At 72.9% G+C, this 15,927-nt stretch carries 16 protein-coding genes; 9 read left to right on the forward strand and 7 right to left on the reverse strand.

Annotation, left to right across the window (positions count from 1 at the left end; genetic code table 11):
* The first annotated feature begins 28 nt into the window (after nt 1-28).
* Both ACNAVT_RS25815 and ACNAVT_RS25820 read left to right on the forward strand, forming a co-directional pair.
* On the forward strand, nt 29-1,177 hold the full coding sequence (locus tag ACNAVT_RS25815) for an acyl-CoA dehydrogenase family protein (RefSeq protein ID WP_416299883.1): 1,149 nt from the start codon (nt 29-31) through the stop codon (nt 1,175-1,177).
* A 114-nt stretch (nt 1,178-1,291) separates the two neighbouring features.
* Nucleotides 1,292-3,883: an ATP-binding protein gene (locus ACNAVT_RS25820; protein ID WP_416299885.1), complete on the forward strand. Its 2,592-nt coding sequence runs from the start codon at nt 1,292-1,294 to the stop codon at nt 3,881-3,883.
* A 258-nt stretch (nt 3,884-4,141) separates the two neighbouring features.
* Here the strand turns inward: ACNAVT_RS25820 and ACNAVT_RS25825 are convergent, their stop codons facing one another.
* Nucleotides 4,142-4,642: a MarR family winged helix-turn-helix transcriptional regulator gene (locus ACNAVT_RS25825; protein WP_416299887.1), complete on the reverse strand. Its 501-nt coding sequence runs from the start codon at nt 4,640-4,642 to the stop codon at nt 4,142-4,144.
* A 100-nt stretch (nt 4,643-4,742) separates the two neighbouring features.
* Here ACNAVT_RS25825 and ACNAVT_RS25830 point away from each other — a divergent pair, with 100 nt between their 5' ends.
* Nucleotides 4,743-5,324, forward strand: coding sequence for a YceI family protein (locus tag ACNAVT_RS25830; protein ID WP_416299888.1), 582 nt, complete (start codon nt 4,743-4,745; stop codon nt 5,322-5,324).
* Nucleotides 5,325-5,557: 233 nt separating this feature from the next.
* Entirely contained in the window at nt 5,558-7,036 is a 1,479-nt protein-coding gene (locus tag ACNAVT_RS25835) for a glutamate--cysteine ligase (protein WP_416299889.1), read from the forward strand.
* An 18-nt stretch (nt 7,037-7,054) separates the two neighbouring features.
* On the opposite strand, the gene ACNAVT_RS25840 is transcribed toward ACNAVT_RS25835, so the two are convergent.
* The gene (locus ACNAVT_RS25840; protein ID WP_416299890.1) at nt 7,055-8,392 is read right to left on the reverse strand and encodes a hypothetical protein; all 1,338 of its coding nucleotides are present in this window, start codon (nt 8,390-8,392) and stop codon (nt 7,055-7,057) included.
* Between the two features lie 115 nt (nt 8,393-8,507).
* On the opposite strand from ACNAVT_RS25840, the gene ACNAVT_RS25845 reads away from it, so the two are divergent.
* Nucleotides 8,508-9,188, forward strand: a complete 681-nt coding sequence (locus tag ACNAVT_RS25845; protein WP_416299891.1) for a PASTA domain-containing protein — start codon at nt 8,508-8,510, stop codon at nt 9,186-9,188.
* 100 nt (nt 9,189-9,288) lie between these two features.
* On the forward strand, nt 9,289-10,062 hold the full coding sequence (locus tag ACNAVT_RS25850; protein ID WP_416299892.1) for a PASTA domain-containing protein: 774 nt from the start codon (nt 9,289-9,291) through the stop codon (nt 10,060-10,062).
* Between the two features lie 3 nt (nt 10,063-10,065).
* Here ACNAVT_RS25850 and ACNAVT_RS25855 read toward each other — a convergent pair whose 3' ends face one another.
* Both ACNAVT_RS25855 and ACNAVT_RS25860 read right to left on the reverse strand, forming a co-directional pair.
* Nucleotides 10,066-10,512 (reverse strand): hypothetical protein, encoded by a 447-nt coding sequence (locus tag ACNAVT_RS25855; protein ID WP_416299893.1) that lies wholly within the window; start codon nt 10,510-10,512, stop codon nt 10,066-10,068.
* A 100-nt stretch (nt 10,513-10,612) separates the two neighbouring features.
* Entirely contained in the window at nt 10,613-10,894 is a 282-nt protein-coding gene (locus ACNAVT_RS25860; RefSeq protein ID WP_416299894.1) for a hypothetical protein, read from the reverse strand.
* 628 nt (nt 10,895-11,522) lie between these two features.
* Between ACNAVT_RS25860 and ACNAVT_RS25865 the strand changes: the two genes are divergently transcribed.
* The 3 genes from ACNAVT_RS25865 (at nt 11,523) to ACNAVT_RS25875 (ending at nt 13,152) form a co-directional block, all read left to right on the forward strand.
* On the forward strand, nt 11,523-12,404 hold the full coding sequence (locus ACNAVT_RS25865; RefSeq protein ID WP_416299895.1) for a helix-turn-helix domain-containing protein: 882 nt from the start codon (nt 11,523-11,525) through the stop codon (nt 12,402-12,404).
* Complete coding sequence (locus tag ACNAVT_RS25870) at nt 12,374-12,595, forward strand: DUF397 domain-containing protein (RefSeq protein WP_416299896.1); 222 nt, start codon at nt 12,374-12,376, stop codon at nt 12,593-12,595. Before ACNAVT_RS25865 ends, ACNAVT_RS25870 begins: the two co-directional genes overlap by 31 nt.
* A gap of 158 nt (nt 12,596-12,753) precedes the next feature.
* Nucleotides 12,754-13,152, forward strand: a complete 399-nt coding sequence (locus ACNAVT_RS25875) for a hypothetical protein (RefSeq protein ID WP_416299897.1) — start codon at nt 12,754-12,756, stop codon at nt 13,150-13,152.
* Here ACNAVT_RS25875 and ACNAVT_RS25880 read toward each other — a convergent pair.
* From ACNAVT_RS25880 to ACNAVT_RS25890, 3 genes are all read right to left on the reverse strand, one after another.
* The gene (locus ACNAVT_RS25880; protein ID WP_416299898.1) at nt 13,120-13,806 is read right to left on the reverse strand and encodes a hypothetical protein; all 687 of its coding nucleotides are present in this window, start codon (nt 13,804-13,806) and stop codon (nt 13,120-13,122) included. The genes ACNAVT_RS25875 and ACNAVT_RS25880 overlap by 33 nt on opposite strands.
* A gap of 160 nt (nt 13,807-13,966) precedes the next feature.
* A complete protein-coding gene (locus ACNAVT_RS25885; protein ID WP_416299899.1) occupies nt 13,967-14,773 on the reverse strand; it encodes a WecB/TagA/CpsF family glycosyltransferase in 807 nt (268 codons plus the stop codon).
* A complete protein-coding gene (locus tag ACNAVT_RS25890) occupies nt 14,770-15,843 on the reverse strand; it encodes an NAD-dependent epimerase/dehydratase family protein (RefSeq protein ID WP_416299900.1) in 1,074 nt (357 codons plus the stop codon). Before ACNAVT_RS25890 ends, ACNAVT_RS25885 begins: the two co-directional genes overlap by 4 nt.
* Nucleotides 15,844-15,927 lie beyond the last annotated feature (84 nt).

Here is a 15,927-nt window from a genome sequence, read left to right on the forward strand (position 1 = left end):
CGGCGGCCCATCCACACAGGAGGATCAGATGGACTTCCGGCTCAGCGAGGAACAAGAGGCGCTGCGGGAGAGCGTGCGGGACTTCGCCCGTGAGGTGGTGGCGCCGGTCATCGCCGAGCACTACGAGCGGCACACCTTCCCGTACGAGATCATCCGCCAGATGGGCAAGATGGGCCTGTTCGGGCTGCCCTTCCCCGAGGAGCACGGCGGCATGGGTGGCGACTACTTCGCACTCTGCCTGGCCCTGGAGGAGCTCGCCCGCGTCGACTCCAGCGTGGCGATCACCCTGGAGGCGGCGGTCTCCCTCGGCGCGATGCCGATCTACCGGTTCGGCACAGCCGAGCAGAAGGCGCAGTGGCTGCCGAAGCTGCTCAGCGGCGAGGCGCTGGCCGGCTTCGGGCTGACCGAGCCGGGCACCGGTTCGGACGCCGGCGGCACCCAGACCCGCGCGGTGCTGGACGGCGACGAGTGGGTGATCAACGGCTCGAAGGCATTCATCACCAACTCGGGCACCGACATCACCGCGCTGGTCACGGTCACCGCGGTCACCGGGACGAACCCGGACGGTTCGAAGGAGCTGTCCACCATCATCGTCCCGTCGGGTACGCCCGGATTCACGGTCGCCCCTGGCTACTCCAAGGTGGGCTGGACCGCCTCGGACACCCACGAGCTGATCTTCGACGACTGCCGGGTCCCGGCGGCCAACCTGCTCGGCGAGCGGGGCCGGGGCTTTGCCCAGTTCCTGCGCATCCTCGACGAGGGGCGGATCGCCATCGCCGCCCTGGCCGTCGGCCTCGCCCAGGGCTGCGTCGACGAGTCGATCAAGTACGCGAAGGAGCGCCACGCCTTCGGCCGGGCGATCGGCAACTACCAGGCGATCCAGTTCAAGATCGCCGACATGGAGATGAAGGCGCACACCGCCCGGCTGGCGTACTACGACGCGGCGGCGCGGATGCTGGCCGGCGAGCCGTTCAAGCGCCAGGCCGCGATAGCCAAGCTGCACGCCAGCACCATCGCCGTGGACAACGCCCGGGAGGCCACCCAGATCCACGGCGGCTACGGCTTCATGAACGAGTACCCGGTGGCCCGCTTCTGGCGGGACTCGAAGATCCTGGAGATCGGCGAGGGCACCAGCGAGGTGCAGCGCATGATCATCGCCCGCGACCTCGGCATGTGAGGACGGCCGGCCCCGGCGCATGAAGCTCGGGACGATTGTGTCGGATATCCGCTCGTGACGGCTGGGCGACGATCAGCTGTGGAGGGTCGTACCCCGTCCGTACTCTTCGAGCCCATGACTCCGGATCGTGATCGTTCGCGGAGCCCGGATGGTCGTACCCTTCTGTCCGGCCTGCTGCGCGGGCACCGGCTCGCCGCCGGCCTCACCCAGGCCGAGCTGGCCGCCCGGGCCGGCGTCGGGGTGCGGACCGTCCGCGATCTGGAGCGGGGCCGGTCCGCGCGGCCCCAGCGCACCACCGTCGACCTGCTCGCCGACGCCCTCGGCCTGACCGACGACACCCGGCAGGCGTTCCGCGCCGCGGCCCGGCCGGCCCCGGCCGCACCGCCGCGCCCGGCCGCAGAGCCCCTCGCGGTCACCGCCCCCGTCGACAGCGGATCCGGTGCGCCGATCGCGCTGCCGCAGCCGGTCCCGCTGATCGGCCGGGACCGAGACGTCGCCGAGGTGGCCACCCTGCTGGACGCCGTGCATCCGGTGGTGAGCCTGGTCGGCCTCGCCGGCGTCGGCAAGACCGCGCTCGCCCTCACCGTCGCGCACGCGGTGGCCGCCGACTATCCGGCCGGCGTCGCCGGGGTGCTGGTCAGCGAGGGCTCGGACGCCGACGACGTGCTGGCCGCGTCGGTCGCGGTGCTCGGCGTGGGCCGGCTCGCCGACCTCGCGGGCCGGCTCGCCGGCCGACCGGCGCTGCTGCTGCTGGACGCGGTGGAACGGGCACCCGGGCCGGTGGCGGAGGCATTGCGGACGCTGGCCGGGGCGGCACCGACGCTGCGGGTGCTGGTGACCGGCCGGCGCCCGGCCGGCCTTCCCGGCGAGCTGGTCCGGCCGGTCGCGCCGCTGGACGTGCCGCCGGTCGGCACGGTGCCGGCGGATCCGGCCGAGCTGGCGCGCTGGCCGGCGGCGGCGCTTTTCACCGCCCGGCTCGCGCAGGCCCGCCGCGAGCCGCCCAGCGCGGCCGAGTTGCCGGCGCTCGCCGCGCTGGTCCGCCGCCTCGGCGGCCTGCCGCTGGCCATCGAGCTGATGGCGGCGCGCGGTCGGATCCTCGACGTCACCGAGCTGCTGGACCGGTACGGCGACCGCGTCCTCGACCTCGCCACCGGTGGCCGCTCCGGCTGGGAGCCCGCCGACCGTGCGCCGGGCACGGTGACCCTGCGCGAGGCGGTGGCGACCAGCTTCCGGTTGCTCGCGCCGGGGGAACGGTCGGCGCTGCGGCGGCTCTCGGCGTTCCGTAACCGCTGGTCGGTGGAGCTGGCCGAGGACCTGCTCGCCGACGGTGGCCAGCGGTGGGACGCGGTGCCCCTGCTGGACCGGCTGCTCGAACTCGGCCTGCTCAGCGTCCGGGGCGCCGGCCCGTTCCGGTTCCGCCTCCTGGACGCGGTACGCGACTTCGCCACCGAGCAGGCTGTCGGGGAGGGCGAGCTGCTCCGGATCCGCCACCGGCACGCGCTCGTGGTCACCGAGCTGGTGGTCCGCGCCGCCCCGAACCTGGCCGGTGCGGACCTGGCCGCCGCGGTGCACCTGCTGGACGAGACGACGAGCGACATCAATGCGGCCCTGACGCACGCCGCCGGCGACGATCCGGTGACCGCGCTGCGACTGGCGGCGGCGTTGCCCCGCTGGTGGCGGCTGCGGGGCCGGGACGTCTCCGGACGGCAGTGGTTGCGGCGGTTGCTGGACGACCCGCGTACCGCCGACGCCGACCCGGTGCTGCGGGCCTGGGCACTGCTCGGGGCGGCCCAGCTGGCCGCCGAGCACGGCGCCGACGCGGAGGAGCTTCCCGCGGCGCAGGCAGCGTTGGCCGCCTTCCGGGATGCCGGGGAGGTGGCCGGGGAGCTGTCGGCCCGCGCGACGCTCTGCGCACTGCTGCCCGCCGCAGACCACGCAGAGGCCCGGGAGCAGGCCGAGGTGCTGCTGGAACTGGCCGCCCGGCACGGCCGGACGCGCGACATGGCCGTCGCCCAGACGTACCTGACCTGGCACGACGTACGGGTGGGCAACCTGGCCGGGGCACGGCGTCGACTGGCGGCGGTGGACCGGCTCGCCGCCCAGTCCGGGGACCAGCGGCTCCGGGTGCTGGCCCGGGCCGACCTCGCCGAGGTGACCCGCCTGGAGGGCCGGTACGTCGATGCCGTGGAGCAGGGGCGGCGGGCGGCGGCGACCCTCGCCGAGCTGGGCGATCCGAGGCGCCGCCGCCGGGTGCTGGGCACGGTCGGGCTGGCGCTCGCCCAGGAGGGGCGGGCGGCCGAGGCGCTGGAGGTGGTCGCTGAGCTGCGGCCAACCCGGCCGGTGCCCGGGCCGCGTGCACCGTCCGTCGGGGAGAGCGTGAACCGGCCCGGTGCCGGGGAGGAGCCCACCCGCCGGGCGGAGGACGCCGTCTGCGCGCTGATCGAGGGGCATCTCGCGTTGCGCTGCGGCGACCGGGAGCTGGCGGCCGAGTGGTTCGCCGCGGCGGCCGAGGCGGCGGTCGACGGTCGGAACCGGCGGGACGTGATCGAGGCGCTGGTGGGGCTGACGGCGAGCAACGCCGACCTCACGGTGCTGCACCGGCTCGACCGGGCGCGGCGATCCAGCGGGATCAGCCTGGTCCCCGGCGAGGAGGCCCTGCTCTACGAGCGGGTGGCGGGCCGCGGGAGGCGCGCCCGCCGGGGCTGACCGCCCGGGACGACTCCGCGAGGCTGTCGTTCGGGCGGCCGCATTGCGGGGTGTGGTGCGGAGAGCGGGGGCGGCGCGAGCGAAGAAGCCCCCTGGTTCTGCCCCTCGCTCATCGCTCGCGCCGGCACCCCCCGGTGCGCCCCCCGCTTGTCGAAAAGCCTATCCGCGCCGCTTGGGCGATTCGTACGACCTTGTGAGCTGTGTCCCCGTCGCTCGCTGGTTCTGCCGGTCTTTCTGCCGGTGATGCGGCCCGCCGGCTCAGCAGCCGGCGGCGGTGGGCTCGCCGGCCGGGGTGCTGCCGGCGGTCGCCCCGGGGTGGACCGCGTCGCGGACCCGGCGCAGGCCGTCGAGGAGGGCCTCCAGCGCGGCCGGCTCGAGCTGGCCGGTGAACCACTGTTCGATGATCTGCAGGTGCCCGGGCAGGGTCTCGTCCAGCCGGGCCAGGCCGGTCGCGGTGACCACCGCGTACGAGCTGCGCCGGTCGGACGGGCAGGCCCGGCGGCACAGCAGGCCGTCGCGCTCCATCCGGTCGACCACCCGGGTGACCCCGCTGGTGGACAGGGAGGTCTGGGCGGCGAGGTCGGTCATCCGCAGCTGGTTGCCGGGTGACCGGGCGAGCCGGGTGAGCACCTCGAACTCGACCGGGGAGAGGCCGTGCTCCTCGAGCTGGGCGGCGAACCGGGCCGACAGCCCGGCGTGCGCCTCGACGAGGAGGCCGACGGCGGTGATCCGGGGGTCGTCGAACACGTTCTGGTTCACGAGGCCATCCTAGCAGTCCTTGACACAGGGAATATTGCTGCGGCTATAGTTGCTCAGTCAGTCGTTGGACTACTCAACAATCTTCCTGGAGGACAGCACCATGACCAGCAGCACCGAAGCGGTTACCCGCGCCTGGGAGGGCCTCACCATCCCGGCCGCCGGCACCTACCTGCTGGACGCGGCTCACAAGCGGGTCGGTTTCGTCGCCCGGCACATGATGGTGAGCAAGGTTCGCGGTGAGTTCGGCGACGCGGCCGCCACGATCACCATCGCCGAGGACCCCATGCAGTCCTCGGTGACCGCCACCATTCAGGCGGCCAGCATCGACACCACCCAGGCCGACCGGGACGGCCACCTGCGCAGCCCCGACTTCCTCGATGTCGAGCAGTTCCCGACGCTGGAGTTCCGCAGCACCGGCGTGAAGTCGCGGGACGGCGACGAGTTCGTCCTCTCCGGCGAGCTGACCATCCGCGGCGTCACCCGCCCGGTGGACCTGGAGGTCGAGTTCGAGGGCGTCGGCCGCAGCCCGTTCGGTCAGGACATCTTCGGCTTTTCGGCGAGCACCGAGATCGACCGTGAGGACTTCGGTCTCACCTGGAACGTCGCCCTGGAGACCGGCGGCGTCCTGGTCGGCAAGAAGATTAAGATCGAGATCGAGGGTGAGGCCATCCGCCAGGCCTGACCGTCCGTACGACCGCGGGCCCGTGCCGTCCACCCGACGGCACGGGCCCGTTCGTCGTACGCCGGGTGTGAATTGTCACGTCTTGTTCTCCGGTTAACCGGGGGTGCGGCAGAAGTCGACCGGGTAGCAGTGCAGACCAGCGCGCCCTGCCCCTGGTTCCGCGGCCCGGGCGCTCCTAACGTGGTTCACGACGCGTTCCGGAACGGTTCGTCGCCCTCACGCCGGGAGGACAGATGGGCAGATACGTCGAGCAGGCCGCTTTCTCCCGGGAGGATCGAGTCCGCTACCGGCAGAAGGTCCGGCGGTGCCTGGACGTCTTCGCGCTGATGCTGGACGACTTCGGCTTCGACGCGGATCGCCCGATGACCGGGCTGGAGATCGAACTGAACCTGGTCGACTCCGCCGCCGAGCCGGCCATGCGCAACGAGAAGATCCTCGCCGACATCGCCGACCCGCTCTTTCAGACCGAGCTGGGACAGTTCAATCTGGAACTGAACGCTCCGCCCCGGCTCATCGAGGGCACCGGCTTCGCCGACTACGAGCAGGACCTGTGCGGCAGCCTCACCCGCGCCGACGGGCGGGCCGCCAGGTCGGACGCCAGGATCGTGCTGGTCGGCATCCTGCCCACCCTCACCGAGCGGCACCTGATCGCCGACAACCTCTCCACCGACGAGCGCTACCGGGCGCTCAACGACCAGATCGTCGGTGCCCGGGGCGAGGATTTCGAGCTGGACATCCGCGGCGTCGAGCGGCTCCGGACGCACAACGACTCGATCGCCCCGGAGGCGGCCTGCACCAGCCTCCAGTTCCACCTCCAGGTCGCGCCGGACAGCTTTGCCGATTACTGGAACGCGTCTCAGGCCATCGCCGGCCCCCAGGTCGCGGTGGGCGCCAACTCGCCGTTCCTCTACGGTCGGCAGCTCTGGGCGGAGACCCGGATCGCCCTCTTCCAGCAGGCCACCGACACTCGCCCCGACGAGCTCAAGGCCCAGGGCGTACGCCCCCGGGTGTGGTTCGGGGAACGCTGGATCACCTCGATCTTCGATCTGTTCGAGGAGAACGTCCGCTACTTCCCGCCGTTGCTGCCGATCGTTGAGGAGGAGGACCCGGTCGAGGTGCTGCACTCCGGTGGGGTGCCCAGGCTGGCCGAGCTGCGGCTGCACAACGGCACGGTCTACCGCTGGAACCGGCCGGTCTACGACATCATGGGCGGCCGTCCGCACCTGCGGGTGGAGAACAGGGTGCTGCCCGCCGGGCCGACGGTGGTGGACATGCTGGCCAACGCCGCCTTCTACTTCGGGCTCGCCCGTGCGCTCGCCGAGGCGGACCGTCCCATCTGGAGCCAGCTCACCTTCAGCTCGGCCGAGGAGAACTTCCACGCCGCCGCCCGACGGGGCATGGACGCCGTACTCCACTGGCCCCGGCTCGGCGAGGTGCCGGTGACCAAGCTCGTGCTCGACGTGCTCCTGCCCAAGGCCGCGCAGGGGCTGGACTGGTTCGGCGTCGCCCCGGCCGAGCGGGACCGCCTCCTGGGCGTGATCGAGCAGCGCTGCCGTACCGGCCGGAACGGTGCCGCGTGGCAGACCGAGACGGTGTGGGCGGCCGAGCGGCACCGGGGCATGGACCGGGGCGCGGCCCTGCGCCACATGCTGCGGCGCTACGCCGAGCTCCAGCGCAGCAACGAGCCCGTGCACACCTGGCCGGTCGACTGACCGCCGGCGCGATCCGGGTCAGCGGCCGCGGCGGCGAGCTTTCGGTGCGGACCCGCCATCTGCCGGGTTGCCGGTGGCGGTGGTCCCGGCCGGCGCTTCCGTCGTCGGGTCGCCGGTCGCCGGAGGATCCGCCGACCGGGCGCCCGTCGTCGGGCCGGCGGCGGCCCGGGATGCCGTCCCGGTGCCGGAGGCCGCCGGGACACTCGAGCCGGTGGACGAGCCCTGCGGCCGCTGCGGCGGGACGGTCCGGCCACGGCGGGCCGCGGAGCGGCCCCGCGCCGGAGCGGTGCTCTCCGGCCCCGCGACCGGCGTCTCCGGACCCACGGCGGCCACCACGGCCGGCTCACCGGCCACTGCGGTCGGATTCCCGGTGACCGCCGCCGCATCGACGGCGGGCTGGTCGAGCCCACCGGTGGCGAGGTCGTCGAGTTCGCCGGTGCGCTGGCGGGGCAGGGACACTCCGGCGCCTACGACGGCTTGGCGCTCGGGCCGCTGGGCCAGCGCGGCCACCAGCACGGAGCCGCCGACCCCGGCGATCACCGCGTACGGGGCGATCAGGTGGGCCGACACCTGCTCCGCAGCGATCGCCGCGAGCCTCGGCACGGCCAGCAGGTATGCCAGCGCGACGAGGAGTGGTCCGGCCGCTCCGGAGGCCGCCGCCCCGATCCGCCGCTCCGGCACCCGGACGGCACGCCGGGCCGCCAGCACGCCGATCACCAGGGCGGAGCCGAGCGAGAGCAGTGCGCCGGGCCAGTAGAAGTAGTCCCGGATCCAGAAGCGTTCGCTGTCCGCGCTGATCTGCCAGATGCCGAGCTGGGCGGTGGTCAGACCACGGCCGGAGAGCACCCCGTCGACCACCGACACCACCGCCAGCAGCCACAGCCAGCCGGTGGTGGCGATGAGGTTGTTGGCGGCCGCCCGGGTGCGCAGCGCCCATGTCGCCAGGAGCAGCCCGACCAACAGCCCGACGGCGGCGTACCCGGCGGCGACGGCCTGCGGGGAGGCCGTGTCCGGTACCGCCGCCGCCCGGGCCGGCACGGCCACCAGCAGCACGGTGATCAGCGCGCCGACGGTGGCGGCGACCGCCAGGCTGAGTTTCCGCGGCAGGCCGCCCGGCTCCTCGTCGTCCTCGCCTGCGAGCCGGTGCGCGCAGATCGCACCGGCGACCACCGAGGTGGCGGAGATCCAGGTGGCCCAGGCGAGGCTCGCCACCCAGGTCGCCTCGACCCGGCCGGCGGCGGCCGGCGCCCAGTTGATGATGCCCAATCCGTAGCCGATGCCCAGTTGGGCCGCCCCCGTACCGGCGGCGACGCCGAGCGCGGTGGCGATCGATCCTCCCCAGCCCCGTCTGGCCATGTCGGGCAGCGTAACGTCCCAGCGTCGGCGCGGCGAGTGGTGGCGGAACCCGAGCGGCCGTACGACGGCTTGGCGGCACCGGATACGGTCGCCGACGACTGAGGCGGTGGACGCGATGAGAGACGACGGGTACCCGGACCGGTACCCCGGGGAGCGCGACGACCCGGGGCTGGACCGGACGAGGCTGCTCCTCGGTGGCGGGCTCGCGGTGGTCCTGCTGGCGGTGATCGGGGCGAGCGGCGGCTGGATCCTCGCCGGGGAGCCGGACCGGTCCACCCCGCCGGTCACGGCCGTCACCACCTCGGCGGCGCCGAGTGACAGCACGCCCACCGGTGTGCCGCAGCAGCGCCCGACCGACGTGCGGACCAGCAGTGCAGCCGGGCTGACCGTCCCGCCGCTGGTGGGCACCGACTTCGCGCAGGCCCGGCAGGAGCTGCGGGAGCGGAAGCTCGGCTGGCGGCTCGTCTTCGGCACCGGCTCCGGCAGGGACGTCCAGCGCACCTCCCCCGATCCCGGTACGCCGGTCCGGCGCGGCACCACCGTCACCCTCTGGGTCGCCGGTCCGGCGCCGGCCGTGCCCGTACCCGACCTGGTCGCCCAGGACTGCGCCGACGCCGCAGCCGACCTGGTCGTGGCCGGTCTCTACCCGCACTACCGCACCAGCCGCCGCCGGGGTCCGGTCACGGCCCAGGAGCCGGTCGGCGGCGCGTCGGCCCGGTGGAACGACCAGGTCACCCTGACCTGCGGCGAGGAGCCCTCGGCGGCCCCGACGACCAGCCCGTCGCTGACCCCGTGACCGGTGGCTCGCCGCGCTGATAGCTGCCGATGGCCTCCTGGGCCGCTACCGTGGACGATCGAGGGCCAGGGCGCCCGTCCCGGTGGGGAAAGGACGTGCCATGAGCGACGACCGCCAGGAGCCACCCGCCGGGGACGCCGATGCCACCCGCCCGCTGTCGCCCGACCGTCCGGACGATGGTGACGCGGACGCGACCAGAGCGATGAGCGGGCTCGGTGACGCGGACGCCGCCGCGCGGCAGCGATCCGCACACCAGGCCACCCACCAGCTGTCCGGCGGTGACGCCCTGCCGCCGGCCTGGTCCGGGCGGGCGGGGGTGCCCCCGCCACGGCCGTTCGGCTATTCCGAGGCCGGCACCGAGTGGTACGTCGAGGAGCAATCCGGTCGCCGCTGGTGGATGCCGATCGTGCTGGGCATCCTCGCCCTGGTGCTGATCGCGCTGATCGGATTGGGCGTCTGGTTGGTGCTGCGCGCGGCGGAGCGGAACCCCGACCCGGCCCTCCCGCCCTCCTCCGCCTCGGCGAGCACCGCCCCGGAGACCAGCAGCGCCTCGGAGGCCACCAGCGCGCCGACCAGCAGCGCGCCGAGCACCTCGCCACCGACCACCACAGCCGTCGCCGGGGTGCCGATGCCGCCGCTGGTGGGGCTGCCCGAGCCCGCCGCCCGGGCGGCCCTCGACCGGCTGAACGTGGACTACCGGGTGCAGCGGCGGACGTCGGACCAGCCGGCCGGCACGGTGATCGAGACCGACCCGGCGGCCGGCGGGCGGATCGCCGAGGGGGATCGGGTCACGATCGTGGTGGCGGAGGCCGGGGCACCGACGACCGGTGCGGGCACCCCGACGCCCCGCCCGACGGCCACCGCGACCCCCTGACCGTCACCACTGCCGGCGTCGGGTGCCGACCAGACCGAGCCCCGCCAGCGAGATGGCGAGGCCGAGCAACCCCGAGTAGAACAGCGACCGGCTGACGTCCTCGGTGTGCCGCACGCCGTCGGCGCCGGCCAGCGCGCCCTGGCCGGCGCCACCACCCGCCTGGTCCGGAGCGGCCGATGCGCCGACCTCGACACCGAGGGCGTCGGCACCCGGCGTACCGGTCCAACCGCGCTGCTCCTCGGGGTCGGTGGACGGGCCGACGGTCTGCCCGGGCACGGTGATCTCGGGAGCCGGCACCGGCTCGGCCAACTGGTCGGTCGAGGAGAAGGCTGGGTGGCGGACCACGAGCGCGAGTGCGGCCGTGGCGCCGAGGAGTGCGAGGAGCCCGAAGGCGTAGCCGATTGGGGACCGGTGGTGCCGCCGCGCGGCGGGCAGATTGACCATGACCATCCCAGGTTCAGGGTCCGGGACGCGCGGGGTGGAGACTTTGCCGGGGTGGGCGTACCGATTCTATGGCGGTGGTACGCGCCCCGGCCGGACAATCGCGGGGTCAGCCGACCCGGACCGGGGTCCGGGCGACCGGACGTCGGGTCCGGATGGTGCCCTGAGGTGCTGGGGTGGCCGGAAGCTGCCGCAGGCCCGCCTGTTGTACGAAGATCGACCGCCGGCTGACCGCGTCCCCCGCCGCGTTCAACTCGTAGCCGTCGAGCCAGAGCCAACCGTCGTAGGTCGGCCAGTCGAGCACTCGGATCACCCGGAACATGATCGGTCGGAGGAACTGGACACTCGCCGCGCGAGTCACGTGCAGTACGTCACCGGAGCGGGGAAGCACATGAGCTCCTGGAAGGGATCGGCCGGCGGGCGGGCCGGCGAAGGCTGATCGGGGGGACATCTCAGCCCGGCGACGGGGTCGTGTCTCGTGGGCCGGCTGATCAGGTGTTTCGGTGGTGGTCGGGCCGTACCCGCGGTGGCAGACCGCCACCCGACCATCACCCGGCTGCTCCCGGATACCGCTCCCGCCGCCGCAGCCAGACCGGCGTGCAGCGGCGGGGTCTTCACCCCGGGGCAGGTCTCGGGGCGCGGGACGGCTCCCCTCCCGTCGTCCCACGGCCCGTGGGGTCATCACGTCGAGAGATCATTCGGAGACGGTGAGTAACCCATGCCATGCGGACAGACTGCATCAGAGACGTGCTTCGTGCAAGTTGCACGTCGAGTTTTGCCGATACGTGAACAGGACACGTGAGCGTGACGCTTGAGGCTCCGGTGCCGGAGCGGCACACTGGACCCCGGTTTCGTCCGTCGCGGCCGGTCGACGACCGGCACCACCCCCTGCCGCGAACGAACGCCCGCCGGACCACGGCCGCGCCCCCGGCGGGTGTCGAACCCGCGCGGTCGACCGGAGGTAGTCGGGTGAGCGCGAGGAGCCGGCATCCCCGCCCCGCAACCCGCGGAGCGGCGTCGTGAGCGAGCGGCGCAGCCCCACCATCCGGCGTCGGCGCCTGGGGGCGGAACTTCGCCGCCGGCGGGAGGCCGCTGGCATCACCATCGAGGCGGTCGCCGAGCAGCTGGAATGCTCGGCCTCGAAGGTCTCCCGTATCGAGACCGGCCACACCACCGCCACACCCCGGGACGTGCGCGACATGCTCCACATCTACGGGGTGGTCGGAGCCGAGAGCGACGAGCTGGTGCAGATCGCCCGCGAGGCCCGGCAGAAGGGCTGGTGGCATCCCTACAGCACGGTGTTGGTCGGGGCGTACGTGGGGCTGGAGGCGGCGGCGAGCTCGATCAGGGCGTATGAGCAGCAGGTCGTGCCCGGCCTGCTGGAGACCGAGGAGTACGCGGGGGCGATGATCCGGGCCGCCCGGCCCGACTTCACCACCGATCAGGTTCAGCAACGGGTGCGTGTCCGTCTGGGCCGCCAGTCGTTGTTGACGCAGGACGATCCGGTCGATCTGTGGGTGGTGCTCGATGAGGCGGTGTTGAGCCGGCCGGTTGGCGGCGACGCGGTGATGCGTGGCCAGCTCGAGCGGCTGGTGGAGGTGGCCGAACTGCCGAACGTGACGTTGCAGGTCCTGCCCTTCGAGGTGGGCGCGCACGCCGGCATGGACGGGACCTTCACGATCCTCAGCTTCCCCGAACCGAGTGATCCCGATGTCGTGTACGCGGAGAACGCCACGGGTGGGCTCTTCCTCGAGAAGAGCGACGAACTGCAGAAGTACAGCTTCATCTTCGATCACATACGAGCAGCGGCCATACGCCCAGAGGAATCCATCGCTCACATCGCAAAATTGGCAGAGGAGCCGTTGTGGAAATGGCGACCAAGAAGTTCCCTTTGGACCTGACGCAGGCGACCTGGTTCAAGAGCTCGAAGAGCGGTCCGAACTGTGACAACTGCGTGGAGGTCGCGTACGTGACCGGGGCGGTCGGCGTCCGGGACTCGAAGGACAAGACGGGCCCGGCCCTGGTCTTCGCCCCGGGTGACTGGCAGTCCTTCGTCGCCGGCGCCAGGGACGGCGGGTTCGTCCGGGACTGATCCGGCGACCCGGACCGAAAGTGTGGTCCCGCCCGGCCGCATGGTCGGGCGGGACCATTTCGTGAACACCGGCCGGTCGGTCGCGGCCACCCGTCGCCACTTCCGTTCCGCCTCGTTGAACCGCACAGATCGGCAACCCAACGAGGCAGGCGAGACGGATGACGACGATCGGTCCAGAGAATCTCTCCACCGGCCCGGGCAAGCCGGAGCGGTTCGGCGGCAAGTACCGCGGGGCCCGTCGGGACACCGTCCTCACTGAAGTGGCCTCCGCCGACACCGAGATCGGCGGCCGGGACGCGGTCCCGGAGCAGGCCGCCCCGCCGCTCACCCTGCCGTCCCTGGATCCCAACCCGCTCACCGAGCCGTCGTTCCCGCCGGCCGGTTGGCCGTTGGCGCAGACCGAGTCCCTCGTGGACCACCCGCTGCTGCGTGGCCTGCTGATGGAGCTGCCACCGAGGGGCAGCGTGCCGCCGCCCGGCTGGTTGGATCGCTGGTTCGACGCGACCCGGGCGATCCTCGAACTGCTATACGTGCAGGGGGTCGGCCGTTCGCGCTGACCCGGTGGCCGCCGGCGGCAGCGCCCGCTCGGCGAGGCGGTTGTGCCGCAGCGCGTGGCGTACCCCGATCGCGATGACGCCGAGCACGCCGACGGTGACGGCCGGGCCGGTCACGGCCGGTGCCGCGAGCAGGTCGACGCCCGCGGCCTCGACCATGGCGGGCAGGATCGCGAGCGCGGTCAGCTGGATCGGCAGTCCGACCAGTGGGTGCGCCGCGGCGGCTCGCAGTCCGTGCGGAGCCGGGGTGGCCGGCGCGGCGGCGATGGCACGGGTGCCGGCCCGCAACCGCCGTACCCGCCGAAGCGTGCAGGCCGCGACGACCAGCGCCGGCGCGGCCGCGAGGTTGAGATCGGTGGCGGCCCGGTCGACCGCCGTCGTCCCGGCGCTCTGCAGGCCCATGACCAGGACGGCCGCCGTCAGGACGAGGCCGGCCAGGGTCAGGGCGGACAACCATCCGGTACGCCGACGCAGCGCCCGGGCGCGGTCGAGCCGGGGCAGACCGTCCGCGACGAGGCCGGCGGCCACCCAGACGGCGGCGACAGGGAGCAGTACGGCGAGCTGGAGGTCCATGCCCCCAGCCTTGCCCAGCTCGGCGTTCACCGAATCCGGGGCGGCCCCCGGGTTCGTCCCGTACGTCGTCCCGTAGGGGGCCATCCCTCGACGTTATTGGGATTTCGGCATGTACACAGTGGTCGGGGTGGCGGCTTAGGCTCGCACCGACACCGCGGCGAGGCGGTTACCAAGCCAACCTTCCCACCGGTGTCCGGCGGTCACTCCTGCGGGTGGCCGCCGGACGTCGTGAGGTTGCCGCCGGTCAGACGTCGAAGGTGGCCGGGCGTTCGGTGGCCGGGGACGGCGGGGTGGCCCTCCACAGGCCGGCCTTCTGTGCGGCCAGTCGGGCGAGGTAGGCCGGGTTGAGGATGACGTACCGGCGCCAGAGCCGCTTCGGCTCCAAGCCGAGCCGCCAGAACCACTCCAGCCCGGCCCGCTGCATCCACGACGGCGGGTTGCGCAGCAGGCCGGCGTGGTAGTCGAACGCCGCGCCGACCGCCATCAGCGGCATGTCCAGCAGCGGCCGCATGGCGTACGCGAAGATCTCCTGGCGGGGGCAGCCCAGCCCGACCAGGACGAGCCGGGCGCCACTGGCCTTGATCCGGTTGGCGATCTCGACGTCCTCGCCCGGCTGCATGGACCGGAACTTCGACGCCTCGACCCCGGCGATCTTCAGCGCCGGGAACTTCCGCTCCAGGGACGGGATCAGCCGGGCCAGGGTCTCCTCGGTGGAGCCGTACAGGTAGACCGGCAGGCCCTCGTCGGCGAACCGCTGCAGCACCCGCAGCGTCAGCTCCGGGCCGTAGACCCGGTCGGTGAGGCCCGCGCCGTGCAGCAGGTTGAGCGCCCAGCGGACCGGTTGCCCGTCCGGGGTGACCACGTCGAACGAGTTGAGTCGGGCATTGTGCGCCGGGTCGGACACCCCGGTCATCACGCCGTGCACGGCCAGCGCGGTCAGCGCCAGCGGGCGGCGCTCGTGCGCCGCGTCGACGACCGCCTCGGTGGCCCGGGCGTAGTCGGTCGCGTCGACGAGGACGCCGAGCACGTTCCGCTTGGTGGCGGTGGTCATGCCTTCGGGACCCACTTGTCGACGTTCGCCTCGTAGATCTCGCGGAGGATCATCGGCACGTCGTAGGTGATCTTCCAGTCCGGGTAGTGGTCCTCGAACCGGGCCATGCTGCTGACGTACCACTGGTGGTCGCCGGTGCGGGCCTGCTCGACATAGTTGATCTTTGCCGTGCGGCCGGTGATCTCCTCGGCGACCCGGAACGCCTCGATGTGCGAGGTGTTCGAGTGACGGCCGCCGCCCAGGTTGTAGACCTGCGCCGACCGTGGCGCGCGGAAGAACGCCTCGAACGCGGACAGCACGTCCCGGGAGTGGATCGCGTCCCGGACCATCTTGCCCTTGTAGCCGAAGAGGTTGTAGGTCCGGCCCTCCATCACGCAGCGCATCAGGTACGCCAGGAAGCCGTGCAGCTCGGCCGCCGAGTGCGCCGGGCCGGTCAGCGTGCCGCCCCGGAAGCACGCGGTCTTCATGTCGAAGTACCGGCCGTACTCCTGGACCATCACGTCGGCCGCGACCTTCGAGGCGCCGAAGACCGAGTGCAGCGACTCGTCGATCGACATGTCCTCGGTGATGCCCTGGTGGTAGGGGTGGTCCTCGGGCAGCTCGTACCGGGTCTCCAGCTCGACCAGCGGCAGGCTGTTCGGGCGGTCGCCGTACACCTTGTTGGTCGAGCAGTGGATGAACGGCGCGTCGATCGCGTGCCGGCGGGTGTTCTCCAGCATGTTGAGGGTGCCGCCCGCGTTCACGTCGAAGTCCGTGTACGGCTCCTTGGCGGCCCAGTCGTGGCTCGGCTGGGCGGCGCTGTGGATCACGACCGCGATGTCCGAGCCGTACTTCTTGAAGACCTGCTCCAGGCCGTCCCGGTCCCGGATGTCCACGGAGAAGTGGGTGTAGGCGCTGCCGAGATCGGCGCCGAGCCGCTCCAGGCTCCAGGACGTCGAGCCGTCCTCGCCGAAGAAGTATCGCCGCATGTCGTTGTCGATGCCGACCACGTCGAGACCGATGTCGGCGAAATGCCGGGCCGCCTCGGAGCCGATCAGACCGCCCGAGCCGGTCACCAACGCGACACTCACACGCCACTCCTGTCCATCGGAGGCAGGGAACTATCGGAGCATAGCGTGACGCCCGGCATGCCCCGATATAGCGCGAGGGCCCCG

The sequence above is a fragment of the Micromonospora sp. SL4-19 genome (genome assembly GCF_047921475.1).
Taxonomy (GTDB): domain Bacteria; phylum Actinomycetota; class Actinomycetes; order Mycobacteriales; family Micromonosporaceae; genus Micromonospora.

Bases quoted from the DNA above. Each gene is read 5' to 3' on its own strand.
- ACNAVT_RS25815 (WP_416299883.1), top strand. From the start codon at position 29: ATGGACTTCCGGCTCAGCGAGGAACAAGAGGCGCTGCGGGAGAGCGTG.
- ACNAVT_RS25820 (WP_416299885.1), top strand. From the start codon at position 1,292: ATGACTCCGGATCGTGATCGTTCGCGGAGCCCGGATGGTCGTACCCTT.
- ACNAVT_RS25830 (WP_416299888.1), top strand. From the start codon at position 4,743: ATGACCAGCAGCACCGAAGCGGTTACCCGCGCCTGGGAGGGCCTCACC.
- ACNAVT_RS25835 (WP_416299889.1), top strand. From the start codon at position 5,558: ATGGGCAGATACGTCGAGCAGGCCGCTTTCTCCCGGGAGGATCGAGTC.
- ACNAVT_RS25840 (WP_416299890.1), bottom strand. From the start codon at position 8,392: ATGGCCAGACGGGGCTGGGGAGGATCGATCGCCACCGCGCTCGGCGTC.
- ACNAVT_RS25845 (WP_416299891.1), top strand. From the start codon at position 8,508: ATGAGAGACGACGGGTACCCGGACCGGTACCCCGGGGAGCGCGACGAC.
- ACNAVT_RS25850 (WP_416299892.1), top strand. From the start codon at position 9,289: ATGAGCGACGACCGCCAGGAGCCACCCGCCGGGGACGCCGATGCCACC.
- ACNAVT_RS25855 (WP_416299893.1), bottom strand. From the start codon at position 10,512: ATGGTCATGGTCAATCTGCCCGCCGCGCGGCGGCACCACCGGTCCCCA.
- ACNAVT_RS25870 (WP_416299896.1), top strand. From the start codon at position 12,374: ATGGCGACCAAGAAGTTCCCTTTGGACCTGACGCAGGCGACCTGGTTC.
- ACNAVT_RS25875 (WP_416299897.1), top strand. From the start codon at position 12,754: ATGACGACGATCGGTCCAGAGAATCTCTCCACCGGCCCGGGCAAGCCG.
- ACNAVT_RS25880 (WP_416299898.1), bottom strand. From the start codon at position 13,806: ATGGCCCCCTACGGGACGACGTACGGGACGAACCCGGGGGCCGCCCCG.
- ACNAVT_RS25885 (WP_416299899.1), bottom strand. From the start codon at position 14,773: ATGACCACCGCCACCAAGCGGAACGTGCTCGGCGTCCTCGTCGACGCG.